The sequence below is a fragment of the Dietzia sp. Alg238-R159 genome (genome assembly GCF_900537145.1).
Lineage (GTDB): Bacteria > Actinomycetota > Actinomycetes > Mycobacteriales > Mycobacteriaceae > Dietzia > Dietzia kunjamensis.
Genome location: NZ_UNRI01000005.1, coordinates 179,471 through 196,137, shown reverse-complemented (window position 1 = coordinate 196,137; position 16,667 = coordinate 179,471). Strand labels below are relative to the sequence as shown.

At 72.3% G+C, this 16,667-nt stretch carries 18 protein-coding genes; 7 read left to right on the top strand and 11 right to left on the bottom strand.

Going from position 1 to position 16,667, the window contains the following annotated elements; translation table 11 throughout:
- Positions 1–8: 8 nt before the first annotated feature.
- From G6R20_RS13305 to G6R20_RS13290, 4 genes are read right to left on the bottom strand one after another with little or no spacing between them, the layout of a single operon-like run.
- Positions 9–1,289 carry an MFS transporter gene (locus G6R20_RS13305; RefSeq protein ID WP_163376661.1) on the bottom strand — a complete coding sequence of 427 codons (1,281 nt, stop codon included), beginning with the start codon at positions 1,287–1,289 and terminating at the stop codon, positions 9–11.
- On the bottom strand, positions 1,286–2,176 hold the full coding sequence (locus G6R20_RS13300; protein ID WP_240341455.1) for a TIGR02569 family protein: 891 nt from the start codon (positions 2,174–2,176) through the stop codon (positions 1,286–1,288). Before G6R20_RS13300 ends, G6R20_RS13305 begins: the two co-directional genes overlap by 4 nt.
- A 26-nt stretch (positions 2,177–2,202) precedes the next feature.
- Positions 2,203–3,432 carry a ThiF family adenylyltransferase gene (locus tag G6R20_RS13295; protein WP_205475872.1) on the bottom strand — a complete coding sequence of 410 codons (1,230 nt, stop codon included), beginning with the start codon at positions 3,430–3,432 and terminating at the stop codon, positions 2,203–2,205.
- Positions 3,429–4,439, bottom strand: coding sequence for a DUF3152 domain-containing protein (locus G6R20_RS13290; protein WP_067712339.1), 1,011 nt, complete (start codon positions 4,437–4,439; stop codon positions 3,429–3,431). The genes G6R20_RS13295 and G6R20_RS13290 overlap by 4 nt, the downstream gene beginning before the upstream one ends.
- Before the next feature lie 151 nt (positions 4,440–4,590).
- Between G6R20_RS13290 and G6R20_RS13285 the strand changes: the two genes are divergently transcribed.
- On the top strand, positions 4,591–5,256 hold the full coding sequence (locus G6R20_RS13285) for a TetR/AcrR family transcriptional regulator (RefSeq protein WP_067712337.1): 666 nt from the start codon (positions 4,591–4,593) through the stop codon (positions 5,254–5,256).
- 50 nt (positions 5,257–5,306) lie between these two features.
- On the opposite strand, the gene G6R20_RS13280 is transcribed toward G6R20_RS13285, so the two are convergent.
- A complete protein-coding gene (locus tag G6R20_RS13280; protein WP_067712332.1) occupies positions 5,307–5,534 on the bottom strand; it encodes a DUF3107 domain-containing protein in 228 nt (75 codons plus the stop codon).
- Positions 5,535–5,821: 287 nt separating this feature from the next.
- Here G6R20_RS13280 and G6R20_RS13275 point away from each other — a divergent pair, with 287 nt between their 5' ends.
- Together G6R20_RS13275 and G6R20_RS13270 are read left to right on the top strand one after the other, a co-directional pair.
- Complete coding sequence (locus tag G6R20_RS13275) at positions 5,822–7,372, top strand: DEAD/DEAH box helicase (RefSeq protein WP_163376659.1); 1,551 nt, start codon at positions 5,822–5,824, stop codon at positions 7,370–7,372.
- 29 nt (positions 7,373–7,401) lie between these two features.
- Positions 7,402–8,697 carry a hypothetical protein gene (locus G6R20_RS13270; RefSeq protein ID WP_163376658.1) on the top strand — a complete coding sequence of 432 codons (1,296 nt, stop codon included), beginning with the start codon at positions 7,402–7,404 and terminating at the stop codon, positions 8,695–8,697.
- Positions 8,698–8,756: 59 nt separating this feature from the next.
- Here the strand turns inward: G6R20_RS13270 and G6R20_RS13265 are convergent, their stop codons facing one another.
- Positions 8,757–9,179, bottom strand: coding sequence for a hypothetical protein (locus tag G6R20_RS13265; protein WP_307872459.1), 423 nt, complete (start codon positions 9,177–9,179; stop codon positions 8,757–8,759).
- A 394-nt stretch (positions 9,180–9,573) separates the two neighbouring features.
- Here G6R20_RS13265 and G6R20_RS13260 point away from each other — a divergent pair, with 394 nt between their 5' ends.
- On the top strand, positions 9,574–9,822 hold the full coding sequence (locus tag G6R20_RS13260; RefSeq protein WP_163376657.1) for a WhiB family transcriptional regulator: 249 nt from the start codon (positions 9,574–9,576) through the stop codon (positions 9,820–9,822).
- A gap of 115 nt (positions 9,823–9,937) precedes the next feature.
- Here the strand turns inward: G6R20_RS13260 and G6R20_RS13255 are convergent, their stop codons facing one another.
- The 3 genes from G6R20_RS13255 to G6R20_RS13245 form a co-directional block, all read right to left on the bottom strand.
- On the bottom strand, positions 9,938–10,153 hold the full coding sequence (locus G6R20_RS13255) for a biotin/lipoyl-binding carrier protein (protein WP_067712324.1): 216 nt from the start codon (positions 10,151–10,153) through the stop codon (positions 9,938–9,940).
- Positions 10,154–10,411: 258 nt separating this feature from the next.
- Positions 10,412–10,738: a zf-HC2 domain-containing protein gene (locus tag G6R20_RS13250; RefSeq protein ID WP_067712322.1), complete on the bottom strand. Its 327-nt coding sequence runs from the start codon at positions 10,736–10,738 to the stop codon at positions 10,412–10,414.
- A complete protein-coding gene (locus tag G6R20_RS13245; protein WP_067712319.1) occupies positions 10,738–11,415 on the bottom strand; it encodes a sigma-70 family RNA polymerase sigma factor in 678 nt (225 codons plus the stop codon). The genes G6R20_RS13250 and G6R20_RS13245 overlap by 1 nt, the downstream gene beginning before the upstream one ends.
- A 106-nt stretch (positions 11,416–11,521) precedes the next feature.
- Here G6R20_RS13245 and G6R20_RS13240 point away from each other — a divergent pair, with 106 nt between their 5' ends.
- Positions 11,522–12,052 carry an aminoacyl-tRNA deacylase gene (locus tag G6R20_RS13240; protein WP_163376656.1) on the top strand — a complete coding sequence of 177 codons (531 nt, stop codon included), beginning with the start codon at positions 11,522–11,524 and terminating at the stop codon, positions 12,050–12,052.
- Positions 12,053–12,098: 46 nt separating this feature from the next.
- Here G6R20_RS13240 and G6R20_RS13235 read toward each other — a convergent pair whose 3' ends face one another.
- Positions 12,099–12,959 (bottom strand): SOS response-associated peptidase, encoded by an 861-nt coding sequence (locus G6R20_RS13235; RefSeq protein WP_163376655.1) that lies wholly within the window; start codon positions 12,957–12,959, stop codon positions 12,099–12,101.
- Between G6R20_RS13235 and aroA the strand changes: the two genes are divergently transcribed.
- Entirely contained in the window at positions 12,958–14,319 is a 1,362-nt protein-coding gene (gene aroA / locus G6R20_RS13230) for a 3-phosphoshikimate 1-carboxyvinyltransferase (protein WP_240341454.1), read from the top strand. The two genes, G6R20_RS13235 and aroA, sit on opposite strands and share 2 nt — an antisense overlap.
- Positions 14,320–14,328: 9 nt before the next feature.
- A complete protein-coding gene (gene rsgA, locus G6R20_RS13225; protein WP_067712307.1) occupies positions 14,329–15,378 on the top strand; it encodes a ribosome small subunit-dependent GTPase A in 1,050 nt (349 codons plus the stop codon).
- Between the two features lie 89 nt (positions 15,379–15,467).
- On the opposite strand, the gene G6R20_RS13220 is transcribed toward rsgA, so the two are convergent.
- Positions 15,468–16,586 (bottom strand): ferredoxin reductase, encoded by a 1,119-nt coding sequence (locus G6R20_RS13220; RefSeq protein ID WP_067712304.1) that lies wholly within the window; start codon positions 16,584–16,586, stop codon positions 15,468–15,470.
- Between the last annotated feature and the right edge of the window lie 81 nt (positions 16,587–16,667).

Genomic DNA, 16,667 nt, shown 5'->3' with positions numbered 1-16,667 from the left:
GGTACGCCTCAGCGCAGGGTGTCCTCGAGCATGTTCGGGCGGCACGCGGTCCGCGAGACGACCGTCATGATGGCCAACACCACCGTGAGGAACGCCAGGCCCGCCCCGAGCCCGGGGCCGTCGAACAGCATGCCGAACACGAGCGGCCCGAGGGACGCGGCCGTGTACCCCACGCCCTGGGAGAACCCGGAGAGCGCGGCGGAGCCGGCCTGGGTGCGCGTGCGGAGGTTGATCAGCGTGAGGCAGAGCGGGAACGTGCTGGGTCCCACGCCGAGCAGGCAGATCCACACCCACGCCGCGCCGGGAGCCCAGAGCAGGCCGGCGAACCCGGCCAGGTAGGACACGACGGAGACGACGACGACGGCGTACGGGTCCTCGAAGCGGCCCGCCGCCCACGGCACCACCAACGCCGCGATGAGGCCGATCGCCGAGTACACCGCCAACGCCAACCCGCCCTCCGCGCGCGTCATCCCGATCGATTCGGCCACGGCCGGGAGCCAGGTGAAGAACGCGTACGTGCACAAGGAGTTGGTTCCGAAGAACAGGGCCAGGGCCACGCCGACGGGCGAACGCCACGGGCGGATGCGCCGGGTGGGGGGCGCGGCGGAGCCGTCGGGGGCGCTGGCGGCAGCACTGTCGGTGGGGCCGTCGGCGGGGCGCGGGGATCCGGTGGCACGAGGGGAGTCGGTGGGGGTGCCCGGCCGCACGATCTCGACGATCCAGGGGATCGCGGCGACGACGGCGAGGACCGCCCACCACCCGATGGAGACCCGCCACCCGGCGGCCTCCTCGACCGGTACCGCCACCAGCGCCGGGACGACGGTGCCCAGCTGCAGACCGGTGATGTAGGCCATGCTGACCGCGGCCACGTGCCGGGGGAAGTACTTCTTGACCAGGGGCGGGGCGACGACGTTGCCGATACCCATCCCCGCCAGCGCGATGAGCGACCCCGCTCCCATCACCCAGGGGTCGTGGGCGGCGGCCCGGATGAGCTGCCCGACGGCCGCCGCGACCATCGCCAGGACCGTCAGTATCTCCAGACCCACCCGGCGTAGGACGATCGGGGTGAGCACACCCCAGACGGCGAACATGGCGGTCGGGACCATCCCCAGCAGCCCCATCCCGGCGGCGCCGAGGCCGATCTCGGCATCGATCACCCCGAGCAGCGGGCTGAGGGAGGTGACGGCGGTCCGGAGGTTCAGCGAGACGAGGACGACGCCGACGAGGGCCGCGAGCGGAAACGCGAGGGCACCCGGGCGGGACGATGCCCGCGGGGAACGGGGGGTCATGCCGACGTGTCCCCCACGAACTCGCCGACCTCGCGGGCCATGGACTGCAACCCGTCCATGGCATGTGGGCGCGAACCGGGGTGCAGCGCGTGCACCGCCAGCCGGAACACGGCAGCGCGCAACACCATCTGGGGCCACTGCTCGAGATGGCGCCATCTGCCGAGGACCCCGGTATCGGCCGTCCCCCACGACAGGTGGTCGACGGCGACGACCGCGGCCGACCACGAGGCCGACCGGGCATAGGGCACGACGTCGGTCAGTGCGGGTTCGGCGGACGAGTCGAAGAGCAGACCCCGGGCGAGATCCCCGTGGACCACGCCGGTCACGGGGATCCCGACCGGCCTGCGGTGCCGGATGAGGCCCGTCGCACCGAGCAGAGCGGCCGCACGGTGGGTCGCGAACGGCGTGCCACGGTCCTCCATCCCGGGCGCCAGGTCGTGTTCGGGATCACCGTCCCAGGCGGCCGCCTCGGCGAACGCGAACAGGTCGGTCTCGGACCACGGTCGCCTCGCCGGGCGGGTGGCGGGCCGTGGGGGCTCCACGTCGGCGAGCGCCGCGTTGATGCGGGCCGACCACGCGATGGTCTCGTCGGCGCGCGCCTCGGGGCGACCGGACACCACCCGGTCGGCGCGCCAGCCGGACACGACGTGGCGTCCATCGGTCGAGCGGACGGGGAGGGCCACCCGGAGCCCCGTCACGTCCAGTTCCTCCCGGACCCGGGCGGACCAGTTCGCCAGCGCCGTGTCCGCGACGGGGCGGAGCACGACGGCGGCACCGGAGGTGGACACCAGCCAGCCGGTCCCGGAGCCGGCGACCACGGGGACGGCCGGGCCGTCCGTCACGCCGAACGCGCCACGGACGTGCTCGGGGACCCTCGCATCGTTCACGCCGCCCACGCTACCCACCTCCTCGGTCAATACCCGGGCAGGGACGGGTCGACGTCGCGTGTCCACGCGTCGATTCCGCCCGCCAACGACCGGACGCCGGTGAATCCGGCCCCGGACAGGGTCGTGGCGGCGCGCGCGGAGCGCACACCGGACTTGCAGTAGAGGACCAGGCGCCCCCGGGCGGCGGCGCGACCGAGGACACCGGTGGGGTCCGCGGCGTCCTCGGCGACCGAGTCCAGGGGCACCCACAGCGACGGCTCGATCCGGGCGATGGACCGCTCACCCGCCCCGCGGACGTCCACGAGGACCGGGGCGGCAGCGCCGGGGGACCCCGCCTGCGTCAACTCCTCCGCGAGCTCGGCGGCGGTGACGACCGGCACGGCCGCCGGCCCGGCCGCCGGCATCTCGCAGGAGACGTCGTCGGCCCCGTCGGGCAGTCGGGTGACCGGCTCCCTCGACGGGTCCGGTCGGATCGTCACCGCCCGGTGGGTCGACTCGAGCAGATCCATCAGGACCAGGCGTCCGAGTAGGGGCCGGCCCGCTCCCGTGACGAGCTTGACCGCCTCCATTGCCATCATCGACCCGACCGTGCCACACAACGCACCCACGACCCCGGCCTCGGCACAGCTGGGCACCGACCCGGGAGGCGGTGGGGACGGGTAGAGGTCCCGCAGGGTCACCGGGTCGGCGGGCGCCGGTGGGCGCGACCAGAACACGGCGAGTTGCGCCCGGAAGCGGTCGATGGTCCCCCAGATGAGCGGGATCCCCGCGATCTCGCAGGCGTCGGAGACCAGGTACCTGGTCGCGAAGTTGTCGCTGCCGTCGATCACCAGATCATGGCCCTCGAGAAGCGACTCGATGTTCAGGGCGTCGAGTCGGGCGTGGATCGCGTCGACCCGGACCCCGGGCGCCAACTCGGCCAGACGGTCTCTCGCCGAGTCCACCTTGGGTCGGCCCACGGCCCCGACGGAGTGGATCACCTGCCGGTGCAGGTTGCCGAGGTCCACCTCGTCGTCGTCGACGACCGTGATCCGCCCGACACCCGCCGCGGCGAGGTACATGAGCACCGGGGCACCCAGGCCGCCGGCACCCACGACGAACACCGACGCGGCGCGCAGGCGACGCTGCCCCTCGTCGCCGATCGCGCCGAGCAACAGGTGCCGCGAGTACCGTTCCCGCTCGTCCCTCGTCAGCTCCGGTACCGGGTCCACCAGCGGGGGAAGGCCGCGGTCCCCCGGTCCGCCCGCGGCGGTCATCCCGCCACCGGGGGTCCGTCGGGGAACGGCCACGCGTTGTATCGACACGTGTCGTCGTTGTCCGGGACCACGCCCTCGGGATCCAACTGGTGGATGTCGCCGTTGTTCACGCCGAACGTCTGCTGCATCATGATCGGCGCCAGGGCGCCGTCCGCGGGGCACGGCTCGTGGGCCGGGTAGCCGATCGCGTGGCCGACCTCGTGGTTGACCAGGTATTGCCGGTAGGACCCGATGTCGCCCTGGAACGACCTCGCTCCCCGCACCCAGCGCGCGAGGTTGAGGTAGACGCGACCCGTGGCCGAGTTGTAGCAACTCGCCTCGAGTTCGATGTCGTACCCGCAGTTCTCGCGGACCGTCATGGGGCTCGCCAGCGAGACCCGGAACGCGGGCTCGTCACCGGCGATCCGCCGGAACGCGACTGCGCCGTCGGCCGTCCAGCTCTTGGGGTTGGCCAGGGTCGCGTCGACCATCCTGGCGACCGAGTCGTCCCCGCCGAAGTCGACGGTGTCGATCCCGTCCTCGACCTCGACCGTGTAGCTGAACTGCTCGGCCGTCGGGCGTCCCACCGGATCGGTGCCGCCGGGCACGATCCTGAACTCCCCGCTCGCGGCCCCGATGAAGGAGCCGCCCTCCGGCAACTCACCACTGGGCGGGACCTCACCCGCCGCGGGTACCCCGACCACGGCCGGGGTCTCTTCCGCCCGGACCACCCGGTCCTCGTCCGACGCGCCCGGCGAGACGATGGCGTCCCCGATCACCAGGGCGGTGAGCACCACGAGCACCGGGATCGCGTACGCGCGCCAGCCCCAGGTGGCCAAGAACCTGCCGACCGGGGTCTGCCGACGCAGGTGGTCCCGGGATCCGGGCACCGACCGGCGGCGCCCCGGGGTCGACTCCTGCGGGTCCCACGGCGCGCGCAGCGGCTCGCCGTGCGGAGGGTAGTACGGGGGTCGCTGACGACCCTCGGCGTCCGCACCGCCCGGCGTCCGGCGACGGCCGTCGCTCATCCGTACACCTCCACGTCCACTCCTGAAGTCAAGGCCTACACGATCCCACATGAGGGGTGAGGCGCCTCCTCCCGCACTCCGCGGCTGCGGGTATTGTCCGTCTGGCCCGGACGCCTGTCGACTCCCGCCCGGGCGGAGAAGGAGCCAGCAGATGACGAGCCCGGACGGATCCTTCCCGGCCGCACCGGGCCGCACCCGAGCGGCCCGGCTCCCCCGCGGGGCCCGGCGCAGCCAGCTGATCGACGCCGCCGGGACCGTGTTCGTCGACCAGGGCTTCCACGCCTCCGGGATGGATGACATCGCCGTCCTGGCCGGCGTCTCCAAGCCGGTGCTCTACCAGCACTTCGATTCCAAACGTGACCTGTACATCGAGGTGCTGCGCCACCACGTCGACGAACTGCTCGGACGCATCCGTGCCGCGCTGGACTCGACCTCCGACAACCGGCGCAGGGTCGAGGCGGCCGTCGACACGTTCTTCGCGTACGCCGACGCCGACACCCGCGGGTTCCGGCTGGTCTTCTACTCCGAGTCCGGTGACGAGGACGTCCGGCGGGAACTCGACCGGGCCACCGACGGCTGCATCGACGCGGTCCACGACCTCGTCCGCGGGGACTCGGGGCTCGACGCCCACCGCTCGCGACTGCTGGCCGTCGGACTGGTCGGGGCCAGTCGTGTCAGCGCCGGGCACTGGCTCGACGCCGGCCGGCCGATCCCCCGCGCGGACGCCGTCTCGACGACGGTCACGCTGTGCTGGGGCGGCCTGTCGAAGATCCCTTGTCACGGAAGGGACCGGACCGAGCCGGACAACCAGGCCTGACCCCCGGGGGTCGGGGCCGCGAGGGCGGCCCCGGCCCGGGGTTCACTCCCTCAGGAGAGGAACCCGACCGCGCGGCGCGCGGTCTCGCCGATCTCGACGTACGCCACCCGATCGGTGGACACGAGGTAACGGCGCCCCTTCTCGTCCTCGAGCTCGAGTACCGCCTTGGCCTCCGCGGTCAGGGCCGCCTCGACGCGCTTGTACACGTCCTCCGGCGTCATCCCGGTCTTGAACACGAGCTCACGGTTGCTGTCGGCGATGCCGATCTTGACCTCCACGGTGCCTGCCCTTCTCGTCGTAGGCGCATGTCACGCCGTCATCGGCGGTGCGTGCGATCCAGGCTAGCCCGACGCGCTCGAAAGGCGGCGGCACGGGATAGGATGTGTGCACGTGGATCACTCCCCGGGTCCGGATCGCTCCGGCGCCGGGCGTGACAGGTCCCGTGGAAATGTGCGCGCGCCCCGCTCGCGAGGCCGGACCTTGTGCGGCCCGAACCATCCGCGCGCGAGACGAGAAAGGCACCGCCCTGTCCACCACAGATGTCACCACCGAAGAGGTCGACGGCATGGCCACGACGACCGCCGTCGTCGACGCCCCGTCCTCCGACTCCTCCCCCAGCTTCGCCGAACTCGGCGTCCGCCCGGAGATCGTCACCGCGCTCGCCGAGCGCGGGATCACCCACACGTTCGCCATCCAGGAACTCACCCTCCCGCTGGCACTGGCCGGATCCGACCTCATCGGTCAGGCCCGGACCGGAATGGGCAAGACCTACGGGTTCGGCGTCCCGCTCCTCCACCGCATCGCCACCGGCGAGGCGACGAGGACGCTCGACGGCACCCCCCGGGCGCTGATCATCGTCCCCACCCGCGAGCTGTGCGTCCAGGTCACCCAGGACCTCAAGATCGCCGCGACCGGCCTCACCGCGCCGGCGGCCTCCGGGTCCGGCACCCGCCCGCTCAAGGTCCTCGCGATCTACGGCGGAACGCCGTACGAGCAGCAGACCGAGGCCCTGGAGAAGGGCGTCGACGTGGTCGTCGGCACCCCCGGCCGCCTGCTCGACCTCGCGAACCAGTCGAAGCTCGTGCTGGGCAAGGTCGAGGCCCTCGTCCTCGACGAGGCCGACGAGATGCTCGACCTGGGCTTCCTGCCCGACATCGAGAAGCTGCTGCGCATGGTTCCGGAGAAGCGCCAGACCATGCTGTTCTCGGCCACCATGCCGGGCCCGATCATCACCCTGGCCCGCACCTTCCTCACCAAACCCACCCACATCCGCGCCGAGGCCGCCGACTCCGGCGCCACGCACGAGAACACCACCCAGTACGTCTACCGGGCCCATTCGCTCGACAAGCCCGAGGTGGTCTCCCGGATCCTCCAGGCCGAGGGCCGTGGCGCCACCATGATCTTCTGCCGCACCAAGCGCACCGCCCAGAAGTTGGCCGACGATCTCGCGGAGCGCGGCTTCCGGGTGGGCGCCATCCACGGCGACCTCGGCCAGGGAGCGCGTGAGAAGTCCCTCAAGGCGTTCCGCTCCGGTGACGTCGACGTCCTCGTCGCCACCGATGTCGCGGCCCGCGGGATCGACGTCGACGATGTCACCCACGTCATCAACTACCAGTGCCCGGAGGACGAGAAGACCTACGTGCACCGGATCGGCCGCACGGGCCGCGCCGGACGTACGGGTGTCGCCGTCACCCTCGTGGACTGGGACGACCTGCCCCGGTGGGGCCTGATCGACAAGGCCCTCGGACTCGGGTCCGGTGAGCCCGCCGAGACCTATTCGACGTCCCCGCACCTGCGGTCCGACCTCGGCATCCCGGAGAGCGCTGGCGGACGCGTCGGCGCCCCCACCGGGACCGGCTCCGGCCGCCGCCCGGCCGACCGTGACTCCCGCGGGCCCGCCCGGGAGTCCGGGACCGGATCGGGACCCCGTCGGCGGCGTACCCGGACCGGGGCCTCCGGCGCTGACGGGGCCTCGACGCCCGCCACGTCCGGTGACCCCGCTCCCGGGACCGACAGCGGAGACGGTTCGGCGACCCCCGGGGACGCGCCCCCGCGGCGCCGCCGTCGCCGTCGGCGCCCCTCGTCGTCGTCGCCCGACCAGGCCGGTCAGGACTGACCGGGCCACCACCTCCCCACACACGGCACGTGCGCGCAGACAGACACGCCACCGGCGGCCCGGGCCGACGGTTCCCCGGTGTGCCCTCCGAACGGGGGACACGCCGCGATCTGGCGACCGCGGCCGTCATCGTCGTCGTCATGGCGGTGGTGGCCGCCGCCGTCCTACTGTCGGGGAGCGCGAACCGATCGGACTTCGGCGCCGCCGACGACGAGCAGCCCGTCTACGGCCCCGCGGTCGAGCGCCCCACCTCCCTCCAGCCCCTGTGGTCCCACGCGTCGGGGGGCGCGGGCGCCCCACTGACCACGAAGGGCAACCTCGTCACCATCGACGACGACGGGACCCTCGTGGGCCGCGACGCGGGCTCGGGCGAGCCGCGGTGGACCTACTCGCACGCCGGACGTCCCTGCGCGGCCACGTTCTATGCCGACATCCTCGCCGCGGCGTTCGACGGGGCCGCCGGGTGCAGTGACGTCACCGCCCTCGATCCGACGACGCAGCAGTACACGAGCACCCGACAGAGCGCCTTCCCCGACGCGATGGAACTGACCTCGACCTGGCGGCACGCGCTCGCCTCCAGCCCCGAGCGGCTCGAGATCTGGCGCGACGACCTCGTCCGCACCGTCGAGTACGGCGCCGTCGAGGCGCCCCAGGAAGCCGACATGCAACCACGCGCCGACTGCACCCTCGGAACGGCCGACCTCACCGACGACCGGTTCGCCGTCGCCGAACGCTGCCCCGGCGACGACTCCACACGGCTCACGCTCGCCGAGACCGTCCCCGAGGACAGCCGCAAGCCCGAGGAGATCGCCTCGGAGACCACCGGCGCCCGGGGCCTGTGGATCATCGACGTCACCGACGAGGGCGTCCTCGCACTGACCGACCGTGACGGTGCCTGGGCCGTCGAGTGGTTCACCTCCCCGCGCCAGTACTCCCCCGTCCTGCGACTGGACTCCGAACCCGCGGCGAAACCGGGCGCCACCACACTCTCCGGCGACGACACCCAGGCACGGTGGTTCGACGGCGGCGCCACCCATGCCTTCCGGACCGATACCGGCCAGCACACCTGGACGGCCGGCGGGGCGACCGGCCCGGGCCTGACCGGCGGGTGGTCACCCGACCCCGACGTCACCACCGCGCGGGATTGGGTACTGCTCCCCGTCGCCGGCGGATTCGGTCTCCTGGACCACGACTCGGGCGTCGAGACACTCCGGCTGGGTGCCACCTCCGCGGAGGGCGACGGCGTCACCGGGCTGGCGCAGATCGGCGACATCCTCTACGAACGCCGCGGCGGCTCGATCCACGCCTACAAACTGCTGGCCTGACCGGGCCGCGGACGGCCGTTCAGGCGGCGTATCAGACGGTCAGGCGACGTACCAGTCGGTCAGGCGGCGTACCACTCCACGGCGTCGCGCCGGAACAACGCCACCAGGGCGGAGGCACACACCACCGCCAGAGCGATCCCGGCCAGGTACTGGTGCGATCCCACCCCCACGTACCACGCGACGAAGAGCAGCAACAGCTCGGCGATCACCACCAGACCGCGGCCCCACCGCCGACCGCGCAGCAATCCCAGCCCGGCGGCCAACAACCCGCCCCCGAGGATCGCGAACCACACGGCGGTCCCGTACCCGCTGATGACCACGGTCTCCTCGCGGTGGCCGCCGATCGCACGGACCAACAGGACCACCGCGATGCCCACGCCGATGAGCCCCTGAGCAGAGGCGATCCAGCCGGCGAGGCGGACCGGGCCGGGGATCGCGATCCGGGGGTCGGCCGGAACACGGGGCTCGTCCTGTCGTCTCACGTTCACCTCTCAAGACTATGTGGCACCGGATCCACCGGGCCCCACACCCCTGGTGGGGCGCGCTCCGCCTAGGCGATAACAGCCTCTGGTGTGCGCTTTCGCGCCGATTTGACAAAGCGCGTGACGTTTACCACATCGAGATTCAAGAGGGTTGACTTGTCAGGGAATCGTGGGACGATCAGTTGTAACAGCGCAGACACACCGTGTTTGCCTTGCCTTAACCGGGAGCCACTCCAGCAGGAGCGAGCCCGCGGAGCGGGTACAACCCCCACCACCCCGTCGGGTGTCACCGAACACGCACGTTCTCACGTCGATCGTACAGGTCCACGCCTGAACGGCGCGTTTTCGTGCTGCCCGGCGCACCCGACCTCGGTCTCACGACGAAGGAGTTCCCATGGACTGGCGCCACAAGGCCATCTGCCGCGACGAGGATCCCGAGCTGTTCTTCCCCGTCGGCAATTCCGGCCCCGCCCTCGCGCAGATCGCCGAGGCGAAGATCGTCTGCAACCGCTGCCCCGTCACCGCCGAGTGCCTGTCCTGGGCCCTCGAGTCCGGCCAGGACGCCGGCGTGTGGGGCGGCATGAGCGAGGACGAGCGTCGCGCCCTCAAGCGTCGCCGCGCCCGCACCCGGACCACGGTCTGACCCCGACCGTCTGACGCGTCCGTCGCCCGACCCCAGGACGGCCAGCGTACGAGAGGCCGGTTCCCAACCCGATCAGGGTGGGAACCGGCCTCCCGCCGTTGTGGCGGCCGATCGGTCAGTCGATGACGGCGATGAGATCGCCCGCCTGGATGACGTCGCCGGGCTTCACCGCGACCTCCGTCACGGTTCCCGAGCCCTCACACAGCACCGGGATCTCCATCTTCATCGACTCCAGGAGAACGATCGTGTCGCCCTCGGCGACCTCGGTGCCGACCGCCGCGACGACCTCCAAGACGTTCGCGACCATCTCGGCACGGACCTGTTCAGTCATATGGATTATTCCTCTGCTTCCTCGACAACGGCCCCCGGACACCTCCAATGCAACCACACGGGCCCGCGCATGGAAGACTTGTACACCGACGAAAGGAGGCGACCATGAGCAAGCGTGGCCGCAAGAGGCGGGATCGCCGTAAGAAGAACGCCAACCACGGTAAGCGTCCGAACAGCTGAGTACGGACGCCGTGGACGACGAGGGGGCGGGCACCTGACCGGTGCCCGCCCCCTCGTCGTCCGTCACCGCGTCCGCGGATCAGCCGAAGTCGCGTCTCTCGACGGTCGTGTGTCTGTGAACCACGGTGGTGCCGTCCGCATCCGTCGTGGTCACCGTCGTGCGTCGGATCTCCACCATCAGGCGTTCCCGCAGCCCGGTCGGAGCCTTCTCGCAGCACGAACTGGAGAGCTTCGCCTTGAGGCGGCGCTCCGAGAGGAACAACTCCCGGCAGTCCGGACACCCCGCGAGATGATGTTCGAGTCGAGAGCGGCAGGCGTCGTCGCACTCGAGGTCCACCAGCAGGGACAGGTCGCGCTTCGCCGACCGACAGTCGATCTCGTCGAGTCGTGGGTCGTGCTCCCTCATCACTTCGCCCCCTCCTCGCGGTCGCGGCCGAAACCCCGCTCGGTGGCCACGTCGCGCAGCAGCTCGCGCAGCTGCTTGCGACCGCGGTGTAGACGCGACATCACGGTCCCCAGCGGGGTGTCCATGATCTCCGCGATCTCCTTGTACGGCAGGTCCTGGACGTCGGCGTAGTACACCGCCATCCGGAACTCCTCCGGCAGCTCGGCGAGGGCCGCCCGGATCTCGTCGTCCGGCAGCAGTTCCATCGCCTCGACCTCCGCCGAGCGGAGGCCCGTCGAGGTGTGCTCGGCCGCGGCGGCCAACTGCCAGTCCGTGATCTCATCGGTCGGGTACTGCGCGGGCTGGCGCTGACGCTTGCGGTAGTGGTTGATGTAGGCGTTGGTGAGGATGCGGTGCATCCACGCACGGAAGTTGGTCCCCGGCTTGAACGAGTGGAATCCCGCGAAGGCCTTGGCGTAGGCCTCCTGCACCAGGTCCTCCGCATCGGCGGGATTCCGGGTCATCCGCAAGGCCGCGCCGTAGAGCTGGTCGAGGAGTGGCATCGCCAGCTCCTCGAACTTCTCTGCGCGCTGGTCGGCCTCGTCGGGCTGCAACTCGGTCGGCAACCGGAACTCCTCACCTGTCGGTGTCCCGGAGTCTAACCGCACGCCCGGGGCGTCGAGGACCGCGGTCCGCATCGCACCCTCCCTTCCGACCCGGGACCTACCCCGGGTACCTGCTGGGAATCAACGCGGTGGGCCGTCGGGGTATTCCGGACCCCGTCACCCGCTAGGCTCCCGTCCCGTGGGCAGCAGGAAGGGACGAGGCGGCGCCGCGGCGACCCCGGCGATCGCCGCGCTGCGCGACGCCGGTATCGACCACACCGTGCACACCTACGAGGCGACCGGTGACGCCGCCTACGGCGACGAGGCGGCCCGCGTGATGGGCGACCGACTGGGGGTGGCCGCGGACAGGGTGTTCAAGACACTGGTCCTGGCCACCGGCAGACCTCCCGAGGGGTCACGGGTCCCGCTCGCGGTGGCGGTCCTGCCCGTGACCTGCTCGCTGGACCTCAAGGCCGCGGCCGCCGCCCTGGGGTGCGGCAAGGCCACCCTGGCGCCGATCGACGTGGCGGAGAAGAGCACCGGGTACKTCGTCGGGGGCGTGTCACCCGTCGGCCAGCGGCGCCCCCTGGCGACGGTGGTGGACGCCTCAGCCCTGGACCACCCCACGATCCTGTGCAGCGCCGGCAGACGCGGATGGGAGATCGAGCTCGCCCCCGCGGAATTGGTGGCGATCACCCGGGCGGTGACCGCCCCGATCACGGCCGGCTGACCGCCCGGTCACGGCCGCCCGGACACGGCCGCCCGGTCCCGACCGCCTAGAAGAGCATCCCCTCGGCGGGGTCGACCGGCCGCACCAGCTCCGGGCCGTCGTTGCGGACAGTGGACACCGCCCGCGACACCGGCCTGATCTCCACCGACTCGGCCCACTCGCCCAGGTCACCGCCCGCGCCGTCCACCAGGGCACGCGGGTCACGCATGACGGCGGTATCGAGCCAGTCCCCGAGCACCTCGGGGCGGACCACCAGCGGCATCCGGTCGTGCACCCGGCGCAGCGACCCGAGCGCCTCCGTGGTGAGGATCGTGCACGACAGTTGGGTGACCGTCTCGTCCACCGGGTCCCGTCGGGCCTCCCACAACCCGGCCATGAGCAGGCCGCGGTCCCCCGGCAGGCTCATGAAGTACGGCTGCTTGGGCCCCGCCTTCCCGCCGGGGGTCGCGGGCTCGCCCGCCACCCACTCGTACCAGCCGTCCATCGGAATCACGCAGTGCCGGCGGGCCACCGCGGACCGGAACGACGGCTTGGAGTACGCGGTCTCCACCCGGGCGTTGAACAGGTTCGGCAGCCGCTGTGAGTCCCCCGCCCACGAGGGAACGAGCCCCCACCGCATCGCCCGGAGCACCCGCCGGGGCGTCGCCGTGCCCGCCGCCGCGCCCGGGCCAGGGGTCACGCCCTGACCCGCCGTCGCCGCCGATCCGGCCGGCTCGACGAGCCTCTCGGACCGCGGGACGTCCAGTGCCAGAACCGGGATCGTGGTGGTGGGCGCGATGTTGAACCGCGGCGCCCGGGGCGCGGAGGCGGGGAACAGACCGGGAGGCGGGGAGCTCGCCTCGTCGACCGCGTCCAGCTCCACCGCGAGCAGCGCCGGGTCCGAGGAGAGGGAGAACCGTCCACACATGCCGACATCCTCGCACCCGGGTCCGGCGGATGCCGCCTCGATGGGCGACAATGACCAGGTGAGTCATTGGAACGCGCCCGTCGCCGCCGGCCCCGTCGACGCCGACGTCACCATCCCCGGGTCCAAGTCACTGACCAACCGTGCTCTGGTGCTCGCGGCGCTGGCCGACGGCCCCTCCCGCCTGGTCGGCACGCTGCGCAGTCGGGACACCGATCTCATGATCGGCGCGCTGCAGGCGCTGGGGACACGCATCGAGGGACCGTCCGGACCGCTCGGCCCGGGTGACACCGACCTCGTCATCACCCCCGGTGAGCTGCGGGGCGCCGACGTCGAGTGTGGACTGGCCGGCACGGTGATGCGATTCGTCCCGTCGGTCGCCGCCCTGGCGACCGGCCGTTCCACCTTCGACGGTGACCCCGCGGCCCGTGTCCGACCGCAGGCCACCGTGCTCGACGCCCTGCGCGCACTGGGTGCCCGGATCGCCGGGGACAGCCTGCCGTTCACCGTCGACGGCGCCGGCTCGCTGCGGGGCGGCCGCGTCGAGATGGACGCCTCCGCCTCCTCGCAGTTCGTCTCCGGCCTGCTGCTCTCCGCCGCGCGGTTCGACGAGGGCGCCGAGTTGGTCCACGTCGGCGCCTCGCCTGTCCCCTCCGGGCCGCACATCGAGATGACGCTGGAGATGCTCCGCGAGTCCGGCGTCACCGTCGACCAACCGACCCCGTCCTCGTGGCGGGTCGCGCCGGGTCCGATCGACGCCGTCGACAGGGTCGTCGAACCGGACCTGTCCAACGCCACCCCGTTCCTCGCCGCCGCCGCGGTCACCGGCGGGACCGTCCGCGTCCCGCACTGGCCCGCCGCCACCACCCAGCCCGGGGACGCCATCCGCGTCATCCTGCAGGCCATGGGCGCCACCGTCACCCTCGAGGACGCCGACGGTGCGGGCCATGGCACCCTCGTCGTCGTCGGCCCCTCACGCCTGTCCCCCGTGGACCTGGACCTGTCCGCCATCGGCGAGCTCACGCCCACCGTCGCCGCCCTGTGCGCGCTCGCCGACGGCCCCTCCCGGCTCACCGGCATCGCGCACCTGCGCGGACACGAGACCGACCGCCTCGCCGCGCTCGCCGCGGAACTCGGCGCCGTGGGCTGCGGCGTCACCGAGCTCGACGACGGCCTCGAGATCACCCCGGCCCCGCTGCACGGCGCGCCCTGGCGCGCCTACGCCGACCACCGCATGGCCACCGCCGGCGCCATCATCGGCCTCGTGGCCCCGGGCGTCGGGGTCGACGACGTCGAGTCCACCTCCAAGACCATGCCCGGCTTCACCGCGATGTGGGCCGACATGCTCGCCGGACAGGGCTGACGGGCGGCCATGCCGAGCGGACGGGGTGCGGGCAGCGCACGGGGGTGGGACGAGTCCGACGTCCGGATCCGGCCCGGGAAGGGCTCACGCCCCAGGACCAAACGTCGGCCCAGCCATGACGACGCCGCCGCCGCGATGATCGTCGCCGTGGACCGCGGGCGCTGGGGCTGCGTGCTGCTCGACGACGGCCCCGACCACACCGCCGGGACCCGCGTCGTCGCCATGCGGGCCCGCGAGCTCGGCCGGACCCCCGTGGTGGTGGGTGACCGCGTGGGCGTCGTCGGCGACCTCACCGGCGCGCGCGACACCCTCGCCCGGATCGTTCGCGTCGAGGAACGCTCGACGGTGCTGCGCCGGACCGCCGACGACTCCGACCCCTACGAGCGGGTCGTGGTGGCCAACGCCGAGCTCCTGCTCATCGTCGTGGCCGTCGCCGACCCCCCGCCGCGCGCCGGGTTCGTCGCCCGCGCCCTCGTCGCCGCCTACACCGGGGGGCTGGACCCGGTCCTGTGCCTGACCAAGGGCGACCTGGACGACCCGTCGGTGTTCGCCGCCGAATTCGCCGAACTCGACGTGCCGGTCCTGCGGGTGGGGGTCGACGACGAGCTGGACGATCTCCATGACCTGATCGACGGCCGGATCTCCGCGATGATCGGGCACTCGGGCGTCGGCAAATCGACGTTGGTCAACCGCCTGGTCCCCGATGCCTACAGGGCGACGGGCGTGGTCTCCGGCGTCGGCAAGGGCCGACACACCTCCACGCAGTCCGTCGCACTCGAACTGGCGACGGGCGGCTGGGTGGTGGACACCCCCGGCATCCGCAGTTTCGGGCTGGCGCACGTCTCCCCCGACGACGTGGTGGCCGCGTTCTCCGACCTCGACGAGATCGCCGGCGCGTGCCCGCGCGGATGCACCCACCAGGGCCCGCCCGCGGACCCCGAGTGCGCCTTCGACGCCGTCACCGACCCCGCCGTGCACCGGCGGGCGCTCGCGGTGCGGGAACTCCTCGGGGCGCTACAGTCCAACGACCCGTGGGCGCTGGGGTTCGACCAGGACTGATCCGGTGGACTGCGGCGGGGCGTGGCCCGGCGGCCGGGTGTGGCCCGGCCGGCACCCGGGCCTCACGGGGGCGCCGGCCGGGCGGCCGATCAGATCTTGATCTCGACGTCCCCCAGCGCCACCGAGACGCAGGTCTGGATCCGCTCCCCCGGACCGTGGTCGGTGCCGTTGCGCAGGTCGCGGACGTGGCCCTCCTCCAGGCCCACGACGCACGTCTGGCAGATACCCATCCGGCAGCCGAACGGCATCTGCACGCCCACGCTCTCCCCGCCCTCGAGGATCGTGGTGGCCCCGTCGAGCTCCACCGTCTTGTCAGTCGAGCCGTACTTGACGGTCCCGCCCGACGCGCCCGCGTTGCGGTCCACGGTGAAACGCTCCATGTGGAGGTCGTCCCGTCCCGTTGCCTCGAAGTGCTCGGTCAGCTCGTCGAGCATCGCCGAGGGCCCGCACGCCCAGGTGGGACGCTCCGACCAGTCCGGCACGAGCGCCGACATCTGCTCGGAGTCGATGCGGCCGTCCTCGCTGGTCACCCGCAGGTGCAGCGTGTAACCCGGCTGGGTGCGCTCCAGCGCGAGGAGCTCGTCGTGGAACAGCGCGTCATCACGGTCGCGGATCGAGTGGACGTGCACCACGTCGGGGAACCCCTCGTCGGCCGAGCGGCGGTCCAGCGACCGCAGCATGCCCATCACCGGGGTGATGCCCGAGCCGGCGGTGACGAACATCAGCTTCTCGGGCGTGGGCGAGGGCAGGTGGAAATCACCGGCCGGCGCCTGCAGCCGGACGATCATCCCCGGCTCGACCGTTCCGACGATATGGTTGCTCAGCAGCCCCTCCGGCAGGGCCTTGACCGTCACCGAGTACTCGCCACGCCCCGTCGTGGGCGCCGACGTCAACGAGTACGAGCGCCAGGTCCACCGGCCGTTGAGCAGGACGCCGATCCCCAGGTACTGACCGGGGCGGTACTCGGGCGTGGCGCCCCAGCCCGGCTTGATCACGAGGGTCACCGCGTCGTCGGCCTCACGGCGCACGGAGACGATCTCGCCGCGCAGCTCGCGGGACGACCACAGCGGGTAGATGAGCGACGAGTAGTCATCCATCCGCAGCGGGTGGGTGAGGCGGTTGAGGAACGTACGCGCCCCCCGCGGCTCCGGAACCCGCGCGGCCGCCGCACGCAGGACGCGATTGAGCCCACTTCTCGACTCGGACACTGGTGCCTCCTTGAAAACGGATCCCCGCGGCCCGGGGGTCGGACCGCCGCTTCCGGACTATGAACCTACGGTAGCGTAGGT

Coding starts and splice junctions, on each gene's coding strand:
- aroA (WP_240341454.1), top strand. CDS start 12,958: ATGCCGACATCCTCGCACCCGGGTCCGGCGGATGCCGCCTCGATGGGC.
- G6R20_RS13275 (WP_163376659.1), top strand. CDS start 5,822: ATGGCCACGACGACCGCCGTCGTCGACGCCCCGTCCTCCGACTCCTCC.
- G6R20_RS13285 (WP_067712337.1), top strand. CDS start 4,591: ATGACGAGCCCGGACGGATCCTTCCCGGCCGCACCGGGCCGCACCCGA.
- G6R20_RS13295 (WP_205475872.1), bottom strand. CDS start 3,432: ATGACCGCCGCGGGCGGACCGGGGGACCGCGGCCTTCCCCCGCTGGTG.
- rsgA (WP_067712307.1), top strand. CDS start 14,329: ATGCCGAGCGGACGGGGTGCGGGCAGCGCACGGGGGTGGGACGAGTCC.
- G6R20_RS13255 (WP_067712324.1), bottom strand. CDS start 10,153: ATGACTGAACAGGTCCGTGCCGAGATGGTCGCGAACGTCTTGGAGGTC.
- G6R20_RS13245 (WP_067712319.1), bottom strand. CDS start 11,415: ATGCGGACCGCGGTCCTCGACGCCCCGGGCGTGCGGTTAGACTCCGGG.
- G6R20_RS13305 (WP_163376661.1), bottom strand. CDS start 1,289: ATGACCCCCCGTTCCCCGCGGGCATCGTCCCGCCCGGGTGCCCTCGCG.
- G6R20_RS13260 (WP_163376657.1), top strand. CDS start 9,574: ATGGACTGGCGCCACAAGGCCATCTGCCGCGACGAGGATCCCGAGCTG.
- G6R20_RS13235 (WP_163376655.1), bottom strand. CDS start 12,959: ATGTGTGGACGGTTCTCCCTCTCCTCGGACCCGGCGCTGCTCGCGGTG.
- G6R20_RS13250 (WP_067712322.1), bottom strand. CDS start 10,738: ATGAGGGAGCACGACCCACGACTCGACGAGATCGACTGTCGGTCGGCG.
- G6R20_RS13290 (WP_067712339.1), bottom strand. CDS start 4,439: ATGAGCGACGGCCGTCGCCGGACGCCGGGCGGTGCGGACGCCGAGGGT.